Source organism: Ancylobacter sp. TS-1, assembly GCF_009223885.1.
In the GTDB taxonomy this organism is placed as follows: domain Bacteria; phylum Pseudomonadota; class Alphaproteobacteria; order Rhizobiales; family Xanthobacteraceae; genus Ancylobacter.
The window spans coordinates 2,427,492-2,444,083 of sequence record NZ_CP045144.1 but is presented as its reverse complement, the minus strand read 5'-3'; the positions used below and the strand labels follow the sequence as shown (position 1 = coordinate 2,444,083).

At 69.9% G+C, this 16,592-nt stretch carries 18 protein-coding genes; 11 read left to right on the top strand and 7 right to left on the bottom strand.

The features are described from left to right. The first annotated feature begins 13 nt into the window (after positions 1 to 13). The 4 genes from atpD to GBB76_RS11480 all read left to right on the top strand — a co-directional run bounded on the left by atpD (position 14) and on the right by GBB76_RS11480 (position 3,545). Positions 14 to 1,447 carry a F0F1 ATP synthase subunit beta gene (gene atpD / locus GBB76_RS11495; protein ID WP_152303427.1) on the top strand — a complete coding sequence of 478 codons (1,434 nt, stop codon included), beginning with the start codon at positions 14 to 16 and terminating at the stop codon, positions 1,445 to 1,447. 69 nt (positions 1,448 to 1,516) lie between these two features. Further along, positions 1,517 to 1,933 carry a F0F1 ATP synthase subunit epsilon gene (locus tag GBB76_RS11490; RefSeq protein WP_152303426.1) on the top strand — a complete coding sequence of 139 codons (417 nt, stop codon included), beginning with the start codon at positions 1,517 to 1,519 and terminating at the stop codon, positions 1,931 to 1,933. A gap of 78 nt (positions 1,934 to 2,011) precedes the next feature. After that, complete coding sequence (tenA, locus tag GBB76_RS11485; protein ID WP_152303425.1) at positions 2,012 to 2,686, top strand: thiaminase II; 675 nt, start codon at positions 2,012 to 2,014, stop codon at positions 2,684 to 2,686. Positions 2,687 to 2,804: 118 nt separating this feature from the next. Beyond that, positions 2,805 to 3,545: a GntR family transcriptional regulator gene (locus GBB76_RS11480; protein ID WP_162375573.1), complete on the top strand. Its 741-nt coding sequence runs from the start codon at positions 2,805 to 2,807 to the stop codon at positions 3,543 to 3,545. Positions 3,546 to 3,612: 67 nt separating this feature from the next. Here the strand turns inward: GBB76_RS11480 and infA are convergent, their stop codons facing one another. After that, entirely contained in the window at positions 3,613 to 3,894 is a 282-nt protein-coding gene (gene infA, locus GBB76_RS11475; RefSeq protein WP_013168254.1) for a translation initiation factor IF-1, read from the bottom strand. 171 nt (positions 3,895 to 4,065) lie between these two features. Then, positions 4,066 to 5,553, bottom strand: coding sequence for a DEAD/DEAH box helicase (locus GBB76_RS11470; RefSeq protein WP_152303423.1), 1,488 nt, complete (start codon positions 5,551 to 5,553; stop codon positions 4,066 to 4,068). 265 nt (positions 5,554 to 5,818) lie between these two features. Between GBB76_RS11470 and GBB76_RS11465 the strand changes: the two genes are divergently transcribed. Beyond that, the gene (locus tag GBB76_RS11465) at positions 5,819 to 6,553 is read left to right on the top strand and encodes a class I SAM-dependent methyltransferase (protein WP_152303422.1); all 735 of its coding nucleotides are present in this window, start codon (positions 5,819 to 5,821) and stop codon (positions 6,551 to 6,553) included. A 9-nt stretch (positions 6,554 to 6,562) separates the two neighbouring features. Here the strand turns inward: GBB76_RS11465 and metW are convergent, their stop codons facing one another. Both metW and GBB76_RS11455 read right to left on the bottom strand, forming a co-directional pair. Then, entirely contained in the window at positions 6,563 to 7,213 is a 651-nt protein-coding gene (metW, locus tag GBB76_RS11460) for a methionine biosynthesis protein MetW (RefSeq protein ID WP_152304849.1), read from the bottom strand. A 59-nt stretch (positions 7,214 to 7,272) separates the two neighbouring features. Continuing rightward, entirely contained in the window at positions 7,273 to 8,493 is a 1,221-nt protein-coding gene (locus GBB76_RS11455; RefSeq protein WP_152303421.1) for a homoserine O-acetyltransferase, read from the bottom strand. Here GBB76_RS11455 and GBB76_RS18645 point away from each other — a divergent pair. The 5 genes from GBB76_RS18645 to GBB76_RS11435 all read left to right on the top strand — a co-directional run bounded on the left by GBB76_RS18645 (position 8,492) and on the right by GBB76_RS11435 (position 12,239). Continuing rightward, positions 8,492 to 8,638: a hypothetical protein gene (locus GBB76_RS18645; RefSeq protein WP_162375571.1), complete on the top strand. Its 147-nt coding sequence runs from the start codon at positions 8,492 to 8,494 to the stop codon at positions 8,636 to 8,638. The genes GBB76_RS11455 and GBB76_RS18645 overlap by 2 nt on opposite strands. A gap of 11 nt (positions 8,639 to 8,649) precedes the next feature. Next, complete coding sequence (locus GBB76_RS11450) at positions 8,650 to 9,564, top strand: chorismate mutase (RefSeq protein WP_152303420.1); 915 nt, start codon at positions 8,650 to 8,652, stop codon at positions 9,562 to 9,564. A gap of 66 nt (positions 9,565 to 9,630) precedes the next feature. Further along, positions 9,631 to 10,761, top strand: coding sequence for a histidinol-phosphate transaminase (gene hisC / locus GBB76_RS11445; protein WP_152303419.1), 1,131 nt, complete (start codon positions 9,631 to 9,633; stop codon positions 10,759 to 10,761). Beyond that, positions 10,751 to 11,686 (top strand): prephenate/arogenate dehydrogenase family protein, encoded by a 936-nt coding sequence (locus GBB76_RS11440; protein ID WP_152303418.1) that lies wholly within the window; start codon positions 10,751 to 10,753, stop codon positions 11,684 to 11,686. Before hisC ends, GBB76_RS11440 begins: the two co-directional genes overlap by 11 nt. A gap of 31 nt (positions 11,687 to 11,717) precedes the next feature. Beyond that, a complete protein-coding gene (locus GBB76_RS11435; protein ID WP_152303417.1) occupies positions 11,718 to 12,239 on the top strand; it encodes a nucleoside deaminase in 522 nt (173 codons plus the stop codon). Positions 12,240 to 12,355: 116 nt separating this feature from the next. On the opposite strand, the gene GBB76_RS11430 is transcribed toward GBB76_RS11435, so the two are convergent. Beyond that, complete coding sequence (locus GBB76_RS11430) at positions 12,356 to 13,846, bottom strand: CoA-acylating methylmalonate-semialdehyde dehydrogenase (RefSeq protein ID WP_152303416.1); 1,491 nt, start codon at positions 13,844 to 13,846, stop codon at positions 12,356 to 12,358. A 126-nt stretch (positions 13,847 to 13,972) separates the two neighbouring features. On the opposite strand from GBB76_RS11430, the gene GBB76_RS11425 reads away from it, so the two are divergent. Next, positions 13,973 to 14,887 (top strand): LysR family transcriptional regulator, encoded by a 915-nt coding sequence (locus GBB76_RS11425; protein ID WP_152303415.1) that lies wholly within the window; start codon positions 13,973 to 13,975, stop codon positions 14,885 to 14,887. 22 nt (positions 14,888 to 14,909) lie between these two features. On the opposite strand, the gene GBB76_RS11420 is transcribed toward GBB76_RS11425, so the two are convergent. Both GBB76_RS11420 and GBB76_RS11415 read right to left on the bottom strand, forming a co-directional pair. After that, positions 14,910 to 15,869 (bottom strand): tripartite tricarboxylate transporter substrate-binding protein, encoded by a 960-nt coding sequence (locus GBB76_RS11420; protein WP_152303414.1) that lies wholly within the window; start codon positions 15,867 to 15,869, stop codon positions 14,910 to 14,912. 199 nt (positions 15,870 to 16,068) lie between these two features. Then, a complete protein-coding gene (locus GBB76_RS11415) occupies positions 16,069 to 16,530 on the bottom strand; it encodes a helix-turn-helix domain-containing protein (protein WP_152303413.1) in 462 nt (153 codons plus the stop codon). Positions 16,531 to 16,592 lie beyond the last annotated feature (62 nt).

Genomic DNA, 16,592 nt, shown 5'->3' with positions numbered 1-16,592 from the left:
AAGGACGACGAACATGGCTAAGGTCGGACGCATCACGCAGGTCATCGGCGCCGTCGTGGACGTGCAGTTCGAGGATCACCTCCCGGAGATCCTGAACGCGCTCGAGACCACCAATAACGGCAATCGCCTCGTGCTCGAGGTTGCCCAGCATCTGGGCGAGAACACCGTGCGCACCATCGCGATGGACTCCACCGAGGGTCTGGTGCGCGGCACCGTGGTGAAGGACACCGGCGGGGCGATCTCCGTCCCGGTCGGCGCCGCCACGCTGGGCCGCATCATGAACGTCATCGGCGAGCCGGTGGACGAGGCGGGCCCGCTGGTCGGCGAGACCACGCGCGGCATCCACCAGCCGGCCCCGTCCTATGCCGAGCAGTCGACCGAGGCGGAAATCCTCGTCACCGGCATCAAGGTCGTCGACCTGCTGGCGCCCTATTCCAAGGGCGGCAAGGTCGGCCTGTTCGGCGGCGCCGGCGTCGGCAAGACCGTGCTGATCATGGAGCTGATCAACAACATCGCGAAGGCGCACGGCGGCTACTCCGTGTTCGCCGGCGTGGGCGAGCGTACCCGCGAGGGCAACGACCTCTACCACGAGATGATCGAGTCCAAGGTCAACGTCGACCCGCACGAGAATGGCGGCTCCTCGGCCGGCTCGAAGTGCGCCCTCGTCTATGGCCAGATGAACGAGCCCCCGGGCGCGCGCGCCCGCGTCGCCCTGACCGGCCTCACCGTCGCCGAGCACTTCCGCGACCAGGGCCAGGACGTGCTGTTCTTCGTCGACAACATCTTCCGCTTCACCCAGGCGGGTTCGGAAGTGTCGGCTCTGCTCGGCCGCATTCCCTCGGCGGTGGGCTATCAGCCGACGCTCGCCACCGACATGGGCGCGCTGCAGGAGCGCATCACCACCACCACCAAGGGTTCGATCACCTCGGTGCAGGCCATTTACGTGCCCGCCGACGACCTGACCGACCCGGCCCCGGCCGCCTCCTTCGCCCATCTCGACGCCACCACGGTGCTGTCGCGCTCGATCGCGGAAAAGGGCATCTACCCGGCGGTCGACCCGCTCGACTCGACCTCGCGCATCCTCTCGCCGCTCGTCATCGGCGAGGAGCACTACAACGTCGCGCGCCAGGTTCAGCAGACGCTGCAGCGCTACAAGTCGCTGCAGGACATCATCGCGATCCTGGGCATGGACGAGCTGTCCGAAGAGGACAAGACCACGGTCGCCCGCGCCCGCAAGATCGAGCGCTTCCTGTCGCAGCCCTTCCACGTCGCCGAAGTCTTCACCGGCTCGCCCGGCAAGCTCGTCGACCTCGCCGACACCATCAAGGGCTTCAAGGGCCTGGTGGAAGGCAAGTACGATCACCTCCCGGAGCAGGCCTTCTACATGGTCGGCACCATCGAAGAGGCGATCGAGAAGGGCAAGAAGCTGGCTGCCGAGGCGGCGTGATCCGAGCGCCCCGGCCGTTGACGGCACGGGGCGTCGATCCCTGACGCTGACGCATCCCCTGGAGGACCCATGGCCACCTTCCCGTTCGAACTCGTCTCGCCCGAGCGTCTGGTCTATTCCGGCTCGGTGACAGAGGTCATCGTTCCGGGCACCGAGGGCGAGTTCGGCATCCTCGCCGGCCATTCGCCCTTCGTGTCGACGCTGAAGCCCGGCGTGCTGACCATCAAGGGCGACGGCGCCCCCCGCAAGCTGTTCGTGCGCGGCGGCTTCGCCGAGGCGAACCCGGCCGGCCTGACCGTGCTCGCCGAGACCGCCATCCCGCTCGCCGAGCTGCGCGTCGAGAACCTCGCGCAGATGATCAAGGACGCGCAGGAAGACGTCGAGGACGCCCGCGACGAGGCCATCAAGGCCAGCCGCCAGCTCTTCCTCGAGCAGCTCAAGTCGGCGGCCGCGGCCATCGAGGCGGACTCGCGCACCTCGCACTGAGTTCTGCCCGCCGCCAGAGACGATTATGATCCGGGCCGCTGACCACAGCGGCCCTTTTCATTTCCGGAGGAAACGCGAATGAGCGACGGCTCGACCTTCAGCGCCCATGCCTGGGGCCGTAATCTGCCGACCTATGAGGCGATCCGGACCATGCCGTTCAACGACGCGCTGGCCGCGGGCACGCTCTCGCCCGAGCAGTTCCGCCACTACATGATCCAGGACGCCCACTATCTGATCGCCTTCGGCCGGGCGCTGGCCCTCGCCGCCGCCAAGGCGGACGACCCGGACGGGCTGGTGCAGTTCGCGGAAGCCGCCAAGGTGGCGGTGGTGGTGGAGCGCTCGCTGCACGCCGACTTCTTCGAGACGTTCGGCGTCAGCGCCGACGAGTTCGCGCGCACGCCGATGTCGCCGGTCTGCCACCATTATTCGAGCTTCCTCATCGCCACCGCCCATGCCGAGCCCTATCCGGTGGCGCTGGCGGCGCTGCTGCCCTGCTTCTGGATCTATGCCGAGATCGGCCGCGACATTCTCGGCCGCGCGGTGCGCCCCAATCCCTATGACGCCTGGATCGACACCTATGCAGGCGAGGAATTCCACGAGGCGGTGCGGGCGGTGATCGCCACCACGGACCGCGCGGCGGCCGGCGCCTCTCCGGGCGAACTCGCCCGCATGCATGCCGCCTACCGGCACGCCACGCAGCTCGAATGGATGTTCTGGGATTCGGCCTGGCGGCAGGCCGACTGGCCGGTCTGAACCGGCCCGGCGGCGCCCGCGCGCAGGGCAGGCCGCCCCCGCGCCGCGCTATGATGTCGGTGCGTGGCGTCGCGGCAGGAAACATGCATCAATGTCGGGGCCTGTTTCCGACGGACCCATGACCACGCCCAGCGACGCGCCGACCATGGACCCTCGCCCCGCCGGGCGGGGTCGCTCCGAGCACCTCATCCGCACGCGGATCCTGGAGGCGATCTTCGAACGACGCCTCGCGCCGGGCGAGAAGCTGACCGAGGACAGGCTGGCCGAGCTGTTCGGGGTGAGCCGGACGGTGGTGCGGCAGGCGCTGGCGCGCCTCGCACAGGACGGCATCGTCGAGCAGCATCCCAATCGCGGCGCCTTCGTCGCGGCGCCGAGCCGCACGGATGCGTGCCATGTGATGGCGGCGCGCGCGGTGGTCGAGCCGGAAGTGGTGCGCGTGGCCGCCTGCGGCTGCGGTGCGCAGGGTCTGGAGCGCCTGCGCCGCCACATCCGGCAGGAGGACGAGGTGCGCGCCGCCGACGACCGCGCCAGCCTTGTGCGGCTGACCGGCGAATTCCACGTGGTGCTGGCGGAGGTGGCGGGAAATCCGGTCTTCGTGCGCCTGCTCACCGAATTGCAGGCGTTAAGCTCGCTGTCCATCCTGCTCTATGCACGCGGCGAGCGTTCCGCCTGCCCGCCGGGGGAGCATGGGGCGATCGTCGCCGCCATCGCGCGCGGAGAGGCCGAGGAGGCCGCCCGTCTGATGCGCGCGCATATCGCCCATGTGGCGGCGGACATGGAGCTGAGCGAGCCGCCCGAACGTGCGGAAGGGCTGGCGCAGGCGCTCGGCTTCACGACGCGCGCCCGGCCGCCGCGCTGAACGCGGCCCCGGGCCAGCTATGTCGGGGGTGGATCCGTCCGGCCGTGGCCGGACGCCTGCGATGCGATCAGCGACGACGGCCCGGCGGGGGACGACGCTGGCCGCTGCCGATCGGAGGGGTCGGGCCGCCGGTCTTGTGGCGGAAATTGATGCGCCCGCGCTCAAGATCGTAAGGCGACATCTCGACGACGACGCGGTCGCCGACGATGGTGCGGATACGGTTCTTCTTCATCTTGCCCGCCGCATAGGCGAGAATCTCGTGTTCATTGTCGAGCACGACGCGGAAGTTGCCGTCCGGCAGAACTTCCGTCACGGTGCCGTCGAACTCGAGCAGTTCCTCTTTCGCCATTAATGGCTCTCCTGGTACAGGCTGCCGCCGGTCTTGCTGTCACGTCTCGCTGACAGGCAAATACCCTGACCGGCCGCATTTGTCTCGTTCAGATAACGCAGCGGGTGTGAGCCCGCCAGTCGAAGGGCATCGTCCGCGCGCCGTCACCAGCGCGCGGCTGAGTGCGTCGGGTCAGGGCGCGGCGCGGTAGGACCGGCGCCGGGGCGGGCGCTGGCCTTCACGCGCGGGCGCCTCGCGGCGCACGGCGTCGGGCCGCCCGCCTTCATGGCGATGGCCTTCGGCGCGGAACTCGTCACGGCGCGGGCCGTCCTGCGGGGCGCGCTCGGGGCGACCTTCCGGACGCGGGCCGCGCGGCGGGAACGGGCGGGCGGAGCGCTCGCCCTCGCGGGGGCCGCGCTCGCCGGCCGGGCCGCGCGGGGGACGGCCGCCATCGCGGCGCACACCATCACGGCGATCGCCTTCGCGCGGGCCGTCCGAACGGAAGCCTTCGAGGCGCGGGGCGCCTTCGCGGCGGCTCTCGCCACGGCGGTCGACCGAGGGAATGGTGATCTTGATCAGCCGCTCGATGTCGCGCAGGAAGGCGCGCTCCTCGCCGTCGCACAGCGAGACGGCGATGCCCTCGCGGCCGGCGCGCGCGGTGCGGCCGATGCGGTGGACATAGCTTTCCGGCACGTTCGGCAGGTCGTAATTGATGACGTGGCTGACGCCCGGCACGTCGATGCCGCGCGCGGCGATGTCGGTCGCCACCAGCACCTTGACGACGCCCTGGCGGAAGGCGGCCAGCGCCCGCTCACGCTGCGGCTGCGACTTGTTGCCGTGGATCGCCTCGGCGGCGATGCCGGCCCCGGCCAGACCCTTCACCACACGGTCGGCGCCGTGCTTGGTGCGGGAGAAGACGAGGGCGCGGTCCATATCCGGCTCGGAGAGCAGTTCGACCAGCAGGTTCGGCTTGCCCGCGCGGTCGGTGAACATCACCTTCTGCTCGACGCGATCGGCGGTCTTGGCGACCGGGGTCACGGCGACGCGGACGGGATTGGTCAGCAGCGAATCCGCCAGCTTCTCGATCTCGCGCGGCATGGTCGCCGAGAAGAACAGGTTGCGGCGCTTGGCCGGCAGCCGGGCGCAGATGGCGCGAATGGCGTGGATGAAGCCCATGTCGAGCATCTGGTCGGCCTCGTCGAGGACGAGGACTTCGACCATGTCGAGCCGGACGGCGTTGTTCTCAAGCAGGTCGACGAGGCGGCCGGGGGTGGCCACCAGCACGTCGACGCCGCCGGCCAGCGCACGCGCCTGCCGGCCGATCGGCACGCCGCCGATGGCGAGCGCGGTCGAGGGACGCACATGCTTGCCGTACAGCCGGAAGCTCTCGAGGATCTGGCCGGAAAGCTCGCGGGTCGGGCTCAGCACCAGGGCGCGCGCCGAGCGGCGCTCCGGGCGGAAGCGGTTGGTGACGAGGTGCTGCAGGATCGGCAGCGCGAAGGCGGCGGTCTTGCCGGTACCGGTCTGGGCGATGCCGATGAGATCGCGCCCGGCCAGCACCTGCGGCACGGCCTGGATCTGGATCGGGGTGGGGGTGGTGTGGTTCGCTTCCGCGAGGGCTTTCAGGATCGGCTCGGCGAGGCCGAGTTCGTTGAAACTGGTCAAGTAGGATTCTTTCATGGGCGAGTGCGTCCGCGCGCACATCGGGCGCGAACTGCACAGGCGGGGGCGGTGAGACACCCCGCGTAGCCTGGGACGTCGGCGTTTTCGGATGATCAGGGGCTGAAGACTGCTGCGGCCGGAAAAGCGAGGAATTCCTCACCAAGCCAAAGCGGACATCGAGCGACGCGGCCCCGAATACGGACACGTTTCCGTATGTTCCGCCTATGTGGCCTAAAAGGGTGGTGATTTCAAGGCGTCTTCGGTGCGGCTATAAGATCGGGCCATGTATCCTGATGTCGTCGGCCTTCGAAGTTTCTATGCCCAGCCGCTCGGCGTGGTGACGCGGCGCCTCGTCGGCCGCGCCATCCGCGCGCGTTTCGACAATGTGCGCGGCCTTTCCGTGCTCGGCATCGGCTATGCCACGCCCTATCTCGGCGTGTTCCGCGAGGAATGCGAGCGCGCGCTCGCCTTCATGCCGGGCGCGCAGGGCGTGACGCGCTGGCCCTCGGCGGCGCCGACGCTGGCGGCGCTGGTCGACGAAACCGAGCTGCCGCTGCGCGACGGCATGATCGACCGGGTGATCGCGGTGCATCTGCTGGAGATGACCCCCGACGCGGAGGAAGTGCTGCGAGAGGTCTGGCGTGTGCTGGCGCCGGGCGGGCGGCTGCTCTGCGTGGTGCCGAGCCGGCGCGGCGTGTGGGCCCGCACCGAGAACAACCCGTTCGGCCATGGCCGGCCGTTCTCGCGCTCGCAGATCACCGATCTCCTGCGCGGGGCGTTGTTCACGCCGGTGAGCTGGGGCGAGGCGCTCTACATGCCGCCGGTTTCGCGGCACTGGTTCCTGCGCTCGGCGGTGGCGTGGGAGCGCGTGGGCGCGACGCTGTCGCTGCCCTTCGCCGGCGTGCACATCGTCGAGGCGACCAAGCAGGTCTACAAGCCGGTGGCGACCAAGCGCCGCTCGCGCCTGCGCGTGCTCCAGCCGGTGCTGGAACCGGCGCTGGCGCCTGCGGGCGGGTGAGGGCGCGCCTCAGCGGCGCGGCTCGCCCGGCTTCTCCCGCGACAGCAGGAACACCGCCTGCTCGCCGAGCAGGTTCCACACCGCCCAGGGCAGGTTGACGCGCACCGGGCGACCGGAGGCGTCGAGCGCGATGGCGCGGTCGATGCGCGCGCCGACCTCCTCCACCAGATCCACGAAGTCGCGGATGGTGCAGAAATGGATGTTCGGCGTGTCGTGCCAGCGATAGGGCAGGTTCTCGGTGCTGGGCATCTTGCCGTTGACCAGCAGATCGAGCCGCATCCGCCAGAAACCGAAATTGGGAAAGGAGACGATGGCCCGCGTGCCCACGCGCAGCATCTGGTCCAGCACCCATTTCGGCCGGCGCGTCGCCTGGATGGTCTGCGACAGGATCACATAGTCGAAGGAATTGTCGGGATAGTCGGCAAGGTCGATGTCGGCGTCGCCCTGGATGATGGCGAGGCCGCGCGCCACGCCGGCATTCACCCCCTCGCGCGAGAGTTCGATGCCGCGCGCGTCGCAGCCGCGCGTGGTGGCGAGCAGTTCCAGCAATTCGCCGTCGCCCGAGCCGACATCGAGCACGCGCGTGCCGGGCTGCACCATCTCGGCGATCAGCAGCAGGTCGACGCGGGTGCCCGAGGCGGCGCGCACGGTCTCGCGCATGGTCAGGTCCCGCCCGTTGGCGGGCGCGTCGGCGGGCGCGGGCGGGTCGGGCGGCGACATCATTTCACCCCGAGCGTGCGGGCGGCGGAATCGATGAAGCCGCGCGCAATGGCGAAGAATTCCGGCTCGTCGAGCAGGAAGGCGTCGTGGCCCTTGTCGCTCTCGATCTCGGCGAAGGAGACCGGCGCGCCGGCGGCGTTGAGCGCGTGGACGACGGCGCGGGAATCGGCGGTCGTGAACAGCCAGTCCGAGGTGAAGGAGACGAGGCAGAAACGCGTCTTCGTGCCCTTGAACGCGTTCGCCAGCACGCCGCCGTAATCCGCCGCGAGGTCGAAATAGTCCATCGCCCGGGTCACGTAGAGATAGGAATTGGCGTCGAAGCGGTCGACGAAGGCCTCGCCCTGGTGGCGCAGATAGGATTCCACCTGGAAGTCGGCGTCGAAGGAGAAGGTGCGCCCGGCGCGGTCCTGCAAATTGCGGCCGAACTTCCGGTGCAGGGATGAGTCGGACATGTAGGTGATGTGCGCGGCCATGCGCGCGACCGCCAGCCCCCGGCGCGGGCTTGTGCCCTCGGCGAGATAGCGACCGCCGCGCCAGTCGGGATCGGCCATGACCGCCTGCCGGCCGACCTCATGGAAGGCGATGTTCTGCGCCGAGTGGCGCGCCGCCGTGGCGATCGGCAGCGCCGCGACCACGCGCTCGGGATAGCTCACCGTCCATTGCAGCACCTGCATGCCGCCCATCGAGCCGCCGACCACGGCAAGCAGCCGGTCGATGCCCAGATGGTCGACCAGCATGGCCTGCGCGCGCACCATGTCGCCGATGGTCAGCACGGGAAAATCGAGCCCGTAGGGCTGGCCGGTCGCCGGGTTGGTGGAGGAGGGGCCGGTGCTGCCGAGGCAGCCGCCGATGACGTTGGACGAGATGACGAAGAAGCGCTCGGTGTCGACCGGCTTGCCGGGCCCGATCAGCGTCTCCCACCAGCCCGGCTTGCCGGTGACGGGGTGCACATTGGCGGCGTGCTGGTCGCCCGAGAGCGCGTGGCAGACCAGAATGGCGTTGGAGCGCGCCGCGTTCAGCGTGCCATAGGTCTGGTAGCCGATCTGGAACGGGCTGAGCACCGCGCCGGAATCGAGCTGGAGCGGCTGGTCGGTCCCGAAACGCACCAGCGCCGAATGGGGATGGTCCGCCTCGCCGCGCGCCGCCTCGACCAGCCGGAGGCTATCGAGCGCGGCGTCGGGCCGGGCCGTGATGTCGGGCGTGACCGTGGTGTCAGACATGAAAACCGTCTTACCGGACGAAGAGTTCTTTTTACCGGACGATCCGATGATCCTACAGGGGCGTCTTGTCAATATGAGCGAGGCGGCGATTTTGGTGGCGGCGCGGGGCCATCCGGCAATTCCACACGAACCGGAAATGCTCTAGGACATCGGCCGATGGACAAGATCGCCAACGCTCCCGCGGCGCCGTCCGGCGCCGCTTCCCCGGCCCCCGCCGATCCGGTGGCCGATCTCGGCGCGCTGCGCGCGGAGATCGACCGCATCGACGCGGCGATGCACGCGCTTTTGATCGAGCGCAGCCAGATCATCGACCGGCTGGTGGCGGTGAAGCGCGCGCGGGGTACGGAGGGTGGCTCGGCCTTCCGGCCGGCGCGCGAGGCGTCGATGATGCGCCAGATCGTCGACCGCCACCGGGGCATCCTTCCCGTCGACACGGTGGAGGGCATCTGGCGCGTCATCATCTCCACCTTCACCTATGTGCAGGCGCCCTATGGCGTGCATGCGGACCTCGCTTCCGGCGAGGCGGCGATGCGCGACACCTCGCGCTTCCATTTCGGCTTCACCGTGCCGTTCATCGGCCATATGGGGGCGGCCGGGGTTGTGGCGGCGGTGGCGCGCTCGCGTGGCGACCTCGGCCTGGTGCCGGCCTTTGCCGCGCCGGGCGCCGGGGCGTGGTGGACCGCGCTCGAAGGCGCGCACGCGCCCAAGATCATCGCCCGCCTGCCCTTCGTCGAGCGGGCCGACCATCCGGCCGGGCTGCCGGTGTTCTGCATCGCGCATCCGGTGACGGACGGCGCCGTGACCGAGGTCGAGGTGTGGAGCCTGCACGTCTCCGGCTGGAACGCGCAGGCGGCGCGCGCGCTCGCCCCGCTCGCCGAGGTCATCGCCGTGCCCGACCGCGGGCTCGACGGCGCGGCGCTGCTCGCCTCGGTTCCGGTCGGCGGGCAGGGGGCGCACGACGCCAGCCTCGACACCGTGCTGGCGGCGCTGCGCGCGAGCGGCGCCTCGGTGCGTGCGGCGACCCTCGTCGGGAGCCATGCGAGCCGCTATACCCACTCGCCGCACGGCTGAACGCCGTCCTGCCGCCGTTTGCCTCATTTCGTCCTTCGCCTCGATAACGCCTGCCGGAGTTCCGTCATGTCGTCCGCCTCTTCCCGTCCCAACCGTCCCGTCCCGCGCGCTGGCGTGCTGGATATCGAGGCCTATGTGCCGGGCAAGTCGCAGGGCGGCGCGGGCATGAAGGTGCACAAGCTCTCGGCCAACGAGAACCCGCTCGGGCCGAGCCCGAAGGCAGTCGCGGCCTTCCAGTCGGCCAATGCGCTGGAGCTCTACCCCGACGGGTCGTCGTCGAAGCTGCGCGAGACCATCGCCAGCGCCTACGGGCTCGACCCGGCGCGCATCGTCTGCGGCACCGGCTCGGACGAATTGCTGATGCTCACCGCCGCCGCCTTTGCCGGGCCGGGCGACGAGGTGCTGTTCTCGCAGCACGGCTTCCTCGTCTACCGCATCGCCGCGCTGGCGGCGGGGGCGACGCCCGTGGTGGCGCCGGAGAAGGACTTCCGCACCGATGTCGACGCCCTGCTGGCGGCGGTGACGGAGCGCACGCGCGTCGTCTTCCTCGCCAACCCGAACAACCCGACCGGCACCTACCTGCCCTTCGACGAGGTGCGCCGGCTTCAGCGCGGCCTGCCGCCCAATGTGCTGCTGGCGCTCGACGCGGCCTATGCCGAATATGTCCGGCGCAACGATTACGAGGCCGGCATCGAGCTGGTGGCGACCTGCCCGAATGTGGTGATGCTGCGCACCTTCTCGAAGATCTACGGCCTCGCGGCGCTGCGCGTGGGCTGGCTCTACGGGCCGGCCGAGGTGGTGGACGCCATCAACCGGATTCGCGGCGCCTTCAACGTCTCGGCACCCGGCCTTGCCGCCGCCATCGCGGCGGTGGAGGACACCGGCCATGTCGAGGCGGCGATCGCGCATAACGAGACCTGGCTGCCCTGGCTGACCGAGCAGCTGACCGCGCTCGGCCTCACCGTGACGCCGAGCGTCGCCAACTTCCTGCTGGTGCATTTCCCCGACGTGGAAGGCCGCACGGCGAAGGATGCCGACGCCTTCCTCAGCGGGCGCGGGCTGATCCTGCGGCGGGTGGACTCCTACGGCCTGCCGGGCGCCCTGCGCCTGACGGTGGGGACGGAGGAGGCCAACCGCCTGCTGGTCGAGGCGCTGGCCGAGTTCCTCGGGGAAAAGGGGGCGGGTCATGGTGCTTGATCCCCCGCTGTCGAGCCCGATCGTCGGCCGGCTCACCGTCATCGGAATCGGCCTGATCGGCTCGTCGATCCTGCGCGCGGCGAAGGCGCGCGGGCTCGCCGGCACGCTGGTCGCCTATGACGGCGCGGAGGTCGTGCGCGACCGCGCGCTGGCGCTCGGCCTCGCCGATCTCGTCGCCGCGACGCCGGAGCAGGCGGTGCGCGACGCCGATATCGTGATCCTGTGCGTGCCGGTCGGCGCGATGGGCGCGGTGGCGGAAGCCATCGCCCCGCATCTCAAGGCCGACGCCATCGTCTCCGACGTCGGCTCGGTGAAGGGCGCCGTGGTGAGCGCGCTGCGCGCGCATCTGCCCGGCAATGTCCACATCGTCCCCGGCCATCCGGTGGCGGGCACGGAATATTCGGGGCCGGATGCGGGCTTCGCGACGCTGTTCAAGAACCGCTGGTCGATCCTCACCCCGCCGGAGGGAACCGACCCGGCGGCGGTGGAGCGCCTCGCGGCGCTGTGGGCGGCGATGGGCGCCAATGTCGAGACCATGACGCCGGAGCACCACGATCTGGTGCTGGCCATCACCTCGCATGTGCCGCACCTGATCGCCTACAACATCGTCGGCACGGCGGCGGACCTCGAGGCGGTCACGCAGTCGGAGGTTATCAAGTACTCGGCCGGCGGCTTCCGCGACTTCACCCGCATCGCAGCGTCCGACCCGACCATGTGGCGCGACGTGTTTCTCAACAACCGCGAGGCGGTGATCGAGGTGCTGGGGCGCTTCACCGAGGACCTGATCGCGCTTCAGCGGGCGATACGCTGGGCCGAGGGCGACAAGCTGTTCGACCTGTTCACCCGCACCCGCGCCATACGCCGCTCGATCATCGAGATCGGGCAGGAGACGGCGGCGCCGGACTTCGGCCGCACGCACGAATAAGGCGCGCGAGGGGTCTTCAGGGGCGCGGCGGATGGACCGGGCGAGCGACGAAGACATGATGGGGGAGGCGCTGGCGGAGGCGGCCCTGGCCCTCGAGGCGGGCGTGTTTCCCGTCGGCGCGGTGCTGGCGCGGGGAGGGCGGATTCTCGGCCGCGCCCGCAAGACCATGGCGTCGAACCATCTCAGCCATGCCGAGATGAACCTGTTCCACCGGGTGTTCATGGGCGATTACCGCTTCGCGCGCGCGGACGGCCTCACCCTCTACACCACGCTGGAGCCCTGCGTGATGTGCTTCGGCACGCTACTGCACCTGCCGATCACGCGGCTGGTTTTCGCGATGGAGGACGCCTATGGCGGCTGCGCCTCGGTGACGCTCAACGGCGCGCCGCCGCGCCACCAGCACCGCCCGGTGGAGATTGCCGGAGGCGTGCGCCGCAGCGAGGCGCGGGCGCTGTTCGCGACCTTTCTCGACACCACGTCGGAGCCGTTCTGGCGCGAGGGCGGCGCCCCGCCCTTCCAGACGGCGGTGCGGGGCGAACCGGTGCAGTTCTAGTCGTCATCCCGGCCGCAGCGCAGCGGAGAGTCGGGATCGGTGTCCGTCTGCAACGGCATGCGATCCCGGATCGGCCTTTGGCCGTCCGGGATGACGCTTTGGCGGGGCCGATGACCTCAGCCGCTGGTCGGCATGACGAACTGGGCGCCCTCGCGGATGCCGGTCGGCCAGCGCGCAGTGGTGGTCTTCAGCTTGGTGTAGAAGCCGACGCCCTCCATGCCGTAGACGTTGCGATCGCCGAAGATCGACCGCTTCCAGCCGCCGAAGGAATGGAACGCCACCGGCACCGGGATCGGCACGTTGATGCCGATCATGCCGGCCTTCGCGTCGCGGTCGAAGGCGCGCGCGGCGTCGCCGTCGCGGGTGAAGATGGCGGCGCCGTTGCCGTATTCGTGGTCGTTGACCAGCTTGAGCGCGTCGTCGTAGCGCGGCACGCGCACCACCGAGAGCACCGGGCCGAAGATCTCTTCCTTGTAGATCTTCATCTGCGGCGTCACCTCGTCGAACAGCGTGCCGCCGAGGAAGTAGCCGTTCTCGTAGCCCTGGAGCTTGAGGTCGCGCCCGTCGACGACGAGCCTGGCGCCGGCGGCGACGCCATCGTCGATATAGCCGCGGACCTTGGCCAGATGCTCCTTCGTCACCAGCGGGCCCATCTCGCTGTCGGGGTCGAGACCGGGGCCGACCTTGAGCGCGCGCACCTTCGGCACCAGCTTCTCCAGCAGCGCGTCGCCGACGCCACCGACGGCGACCGCCACCGACACCGCCATGCAGCGCTCGCCGGCCGAGCCGTAGCCGGCGCCCATCAGGGCGTCGACGGTCTTGTCGAGATCGGCGTCGGGCATGACCACAAGGTGGTTCTTGGCGCCGCACAGGGCCTGCGCGCGCTTACCCGCCGCAGCGGCGGTCTTGTAGACATATTCGCCGATGGCGGTGGAGCCGACGAAGCTCACCGCAGCGACATCCGGGTGGGTCAGCAGCGTGTCGACCGCTTCCTTGTCGCCCTGCACCACGTTGAACACGCCGGCCGGCAGGCCGGCCTCGGCCAGCAGTTCGGCCAGCATCAGCGAGGGGGTCGGGTCCTTCTCGGAGGGCTTGAGCACGAAGGCGTTGCCGCAGGCGAGCGCCACCGGGAACATCCACATCGGCACCATGACGGGGAAGTTGAACGGGGTGATGCCGGCCACCACGCCCACGGGATGGCGGGCCGAGAACACGTCGACGCCGCGCGCCACCTGCTCGGTGAAGTCGCCGCGCACGAGGTGCGGGATGCCGCAGGCGAACTCGACCACCTCGATGCCGCGCGTCACCTCGCCCTTGGCGTCCTCGAAGGTCTTGCCGTGCTCGCGGGTGATGGCGGCGGCGAGCGCGTCGATGTCGCGCTCCAGCAGGGCCTTGAACCTGAACATGATGCGCGCGCGGGTCAGCGGCGGCGTGTCGGCCCAGCCGGGGAAGGCGGCGGCGGCGGCGGCGACCGCCTCGCCCACCGTGGCGGCGGAGGCGAGGAGCACCTCGCCCGCCTGTGCGCCGGTGGAAGGATCGAAGACCGGCGCGGTGCGCCCTGCCGTTCCAACGGATTTGCCGCCGATATAGTGACCGATGACCGCCATGAGGCTTTCTCTCCCTTGAGATGCTGTCATCGTTGTGCTTGCCGAACGGGCGCACTTCAACGACGATGTTTCCCAAACCGTTGTGCGAATTTTCGATAACCACCGTAAGGGGAGGGCGGAGCGGCCATGGATTGGGATCACCTGCGCATCTTCCTCGCCGTCGCGCGGGCCGGGCAGATGCTGGCGGCGGCGCGCCAGCTCGGGCTCGACCACGCCACCGTCGGCCGGCGGCTCGGCGCGCTGGAGGCGGGGCTCGGCACCAAGCTGATCGAGCGGCGCACCACCGGCAGCGAGCTGACCGCCGCCGGCGAGCGCCTGCTCGCCCATGCCGAGCGGATGGAGACCGAGATGCTGCAGGCGCAGTCGACGCTCGGCAATGTCGACCTCGCGCTGGCCGGCACGGTGCGCATCGGCGCGCCGGACGGCTTCGGCACCTATTTCCTCGCGCCCCGCCTCGGGTGGCTGGCGGAGGAGCACCCGAGCCTGTCCATCCAGCTGGCGCCGCTGCCGCGCAGCTTCTCGCTGCCCAAGCGCGAGGTGGATATCGCCGTCACCTTGCAGCGGCCGGCGGAGGGGCGGCTGGTGGCGCGCAAGCTCACCGACTACACGCTCGGGGTCTATGCGGCGCACAGCTATCTCGAGCGCACCGGCCCGGTGCGGACGCTGGCCGACATCGACGGGCGGCTGCTGGTGACCTATGTGGCGGATCTCGTCTACTCGCCGGCGCTCGACTATTTCGAGGCCTTTCGCGAGACGCGGGCGCGCCGGCTGGAATGCGCCAGCGTGGTCGGCCAGATGGAGGCGGTGCGGGCGGGCGCCGGGATCGGCATCCTGCACGACTACGCCGCGCGGGCGCATCCCGAGCTGGTGCGGCTGCTGCCGGAAATGGCCTTCCGCCGCTCCTACTGGCTGGTCACCCATGCCGACATCCGCGACCTCAGGCGCATTCGCGAGGTGGAGGATTTCATCGTCGGGGCGGTGCGCGAGCAGCGCGCCTGCTTCGTCGCCGCGCCGGAGCCGGGCGAGCCGGCCGCCGCCTGAGCGCGGTTCTCGGCCCCGAAGCCTAGAGCCCGAGCTGGGTCAGCTGGTCACGCATCCGCAAGGTGTCGCGGTGCACGAACTCGCCGAAGGCAGGACCGGCGAGATAGTCGCCGGTCCAGTTGTAGCGGAACAGCGTCGCCTTCCAGGCCGCACCGTCGACCGTCTCGTTCATCAGCTGGATGTGGCGATTGAGGGCTTCCGCGCCGATGCCCGGCGGGGCGAACACGCCGCGCCAATTGGAGAGTTCGATGTCGAGCCCCTGCTCGACGAAGGTCGCCACCGGGACGCCCGGCAGGCGCTGCGGGGCGGACAGGCCCAGCAGGCGCAGCCGGCCGGCGACGAGGTGATTGCGCACCTCGCCGAGGCCGGCGCAGATGCAATCCTGCTCGCCGCGCACAACCGCCTCGATGGCTCCCACGCCGCCCACATAGGGCTGATACCGGAGATGACGGGCGGGCACGCCGGCGTAGCGGGCGATCATGGCGGCGAGGATATGGTCGGCGCTGCCCCGCGAGCTGCCGCAGAAGGAGAATCGCTCCGGGGACTGGCGGAGCGCGGTAAGCAGGTCGCCCAGCGTGGCGAAGGGCGAATCCGTTCGCACGGCGCAGGCGGCGTATTCGGTGGTAAGCCGCGCCACCGGCGCGAGATCGGCAAGGCTGGTGGCCTGCTGCGCGACGATTGTGGAGCCGACCAGACCCGAGCCGCCCAGCAGGAGGGCGTCGCTGTGTGCCGAGTATTCGTCGATGAAGCGCGTGATCGCCAGCGGCGCGCTTGTCCATTTCGGGGTCAGCAGGGAGGCGACGTTGGCGTCGCCCAGGCACTCGGCGAGGCTGTGGCCGAGCAAGGCAAGGCTTCCCCCTTCCGGCACCGGAAGGAGGAGCGTCAGGCGCTCGCGAGCCGCCGGCGCGTCCGGCGCGGCGAGGGCCGACGGCAGACCCAGGCAGCTTGCGGCAAGACCGGCAATGAAGCGGCGACGGTGCATGGCGTCCGCGCGGAGGAATCGGCGAGCATATACATCGAACTTAATTCCAATATCGACATAGTTCCTCGCGCGCCGTGCCGGAAGTGACGATGCGGCAATGGGGCAGCTTGTGACGGAACTGTTACCGCGAGGACACGTTCTCCGTGCATTAAAGGTGCTTTAATACCTCTTTACCGTGACTTGCCCGGCCCCCCGCAGGCTACAGGCCGGCAACGCCTGCCGCAGCATGCCCGTGATGGTGCCGGCATTCGCCGTGGTCGGCGAGAATCTCGATCACCCGGCATTCGGCGACATGCCCGTGCGAGCAGCCCTCCACCATGCGCGCCAGCTCGGCGCGCAGCGCCGTGAGGCTGGCGATGCGCCGCTCCACCGCGGCGAGATGATCGCGCGCGATCGCATCCGCCGCCGCGCAGGACTGGCCGGGCTCGTCCTGCAGCCGCAGCAGGGTGCGGATAGCCTCGATCTCGAAGCCGAGTTCCCGCGCATGGCGGATGAAGGCCAGGCGCCGCATGTCGTCGCCGCCATAGGCGCGGCGCCCGCCTTCGGTGCGCGGCGGCGCGGGGAGCAGGCCGATCTCCTCGTAATAGCGGATGGTCGGCACCTTAACGCCGCTCGTGCGCGCGGCCTCGCCGATGGTGAACTGCTCCGCCGCCGTTGCCATTTCCACTCTTGCTCCTCTAGTCGCTAGAGGAATTAGGTTGTCTGCCATGACCTGACAAGGGT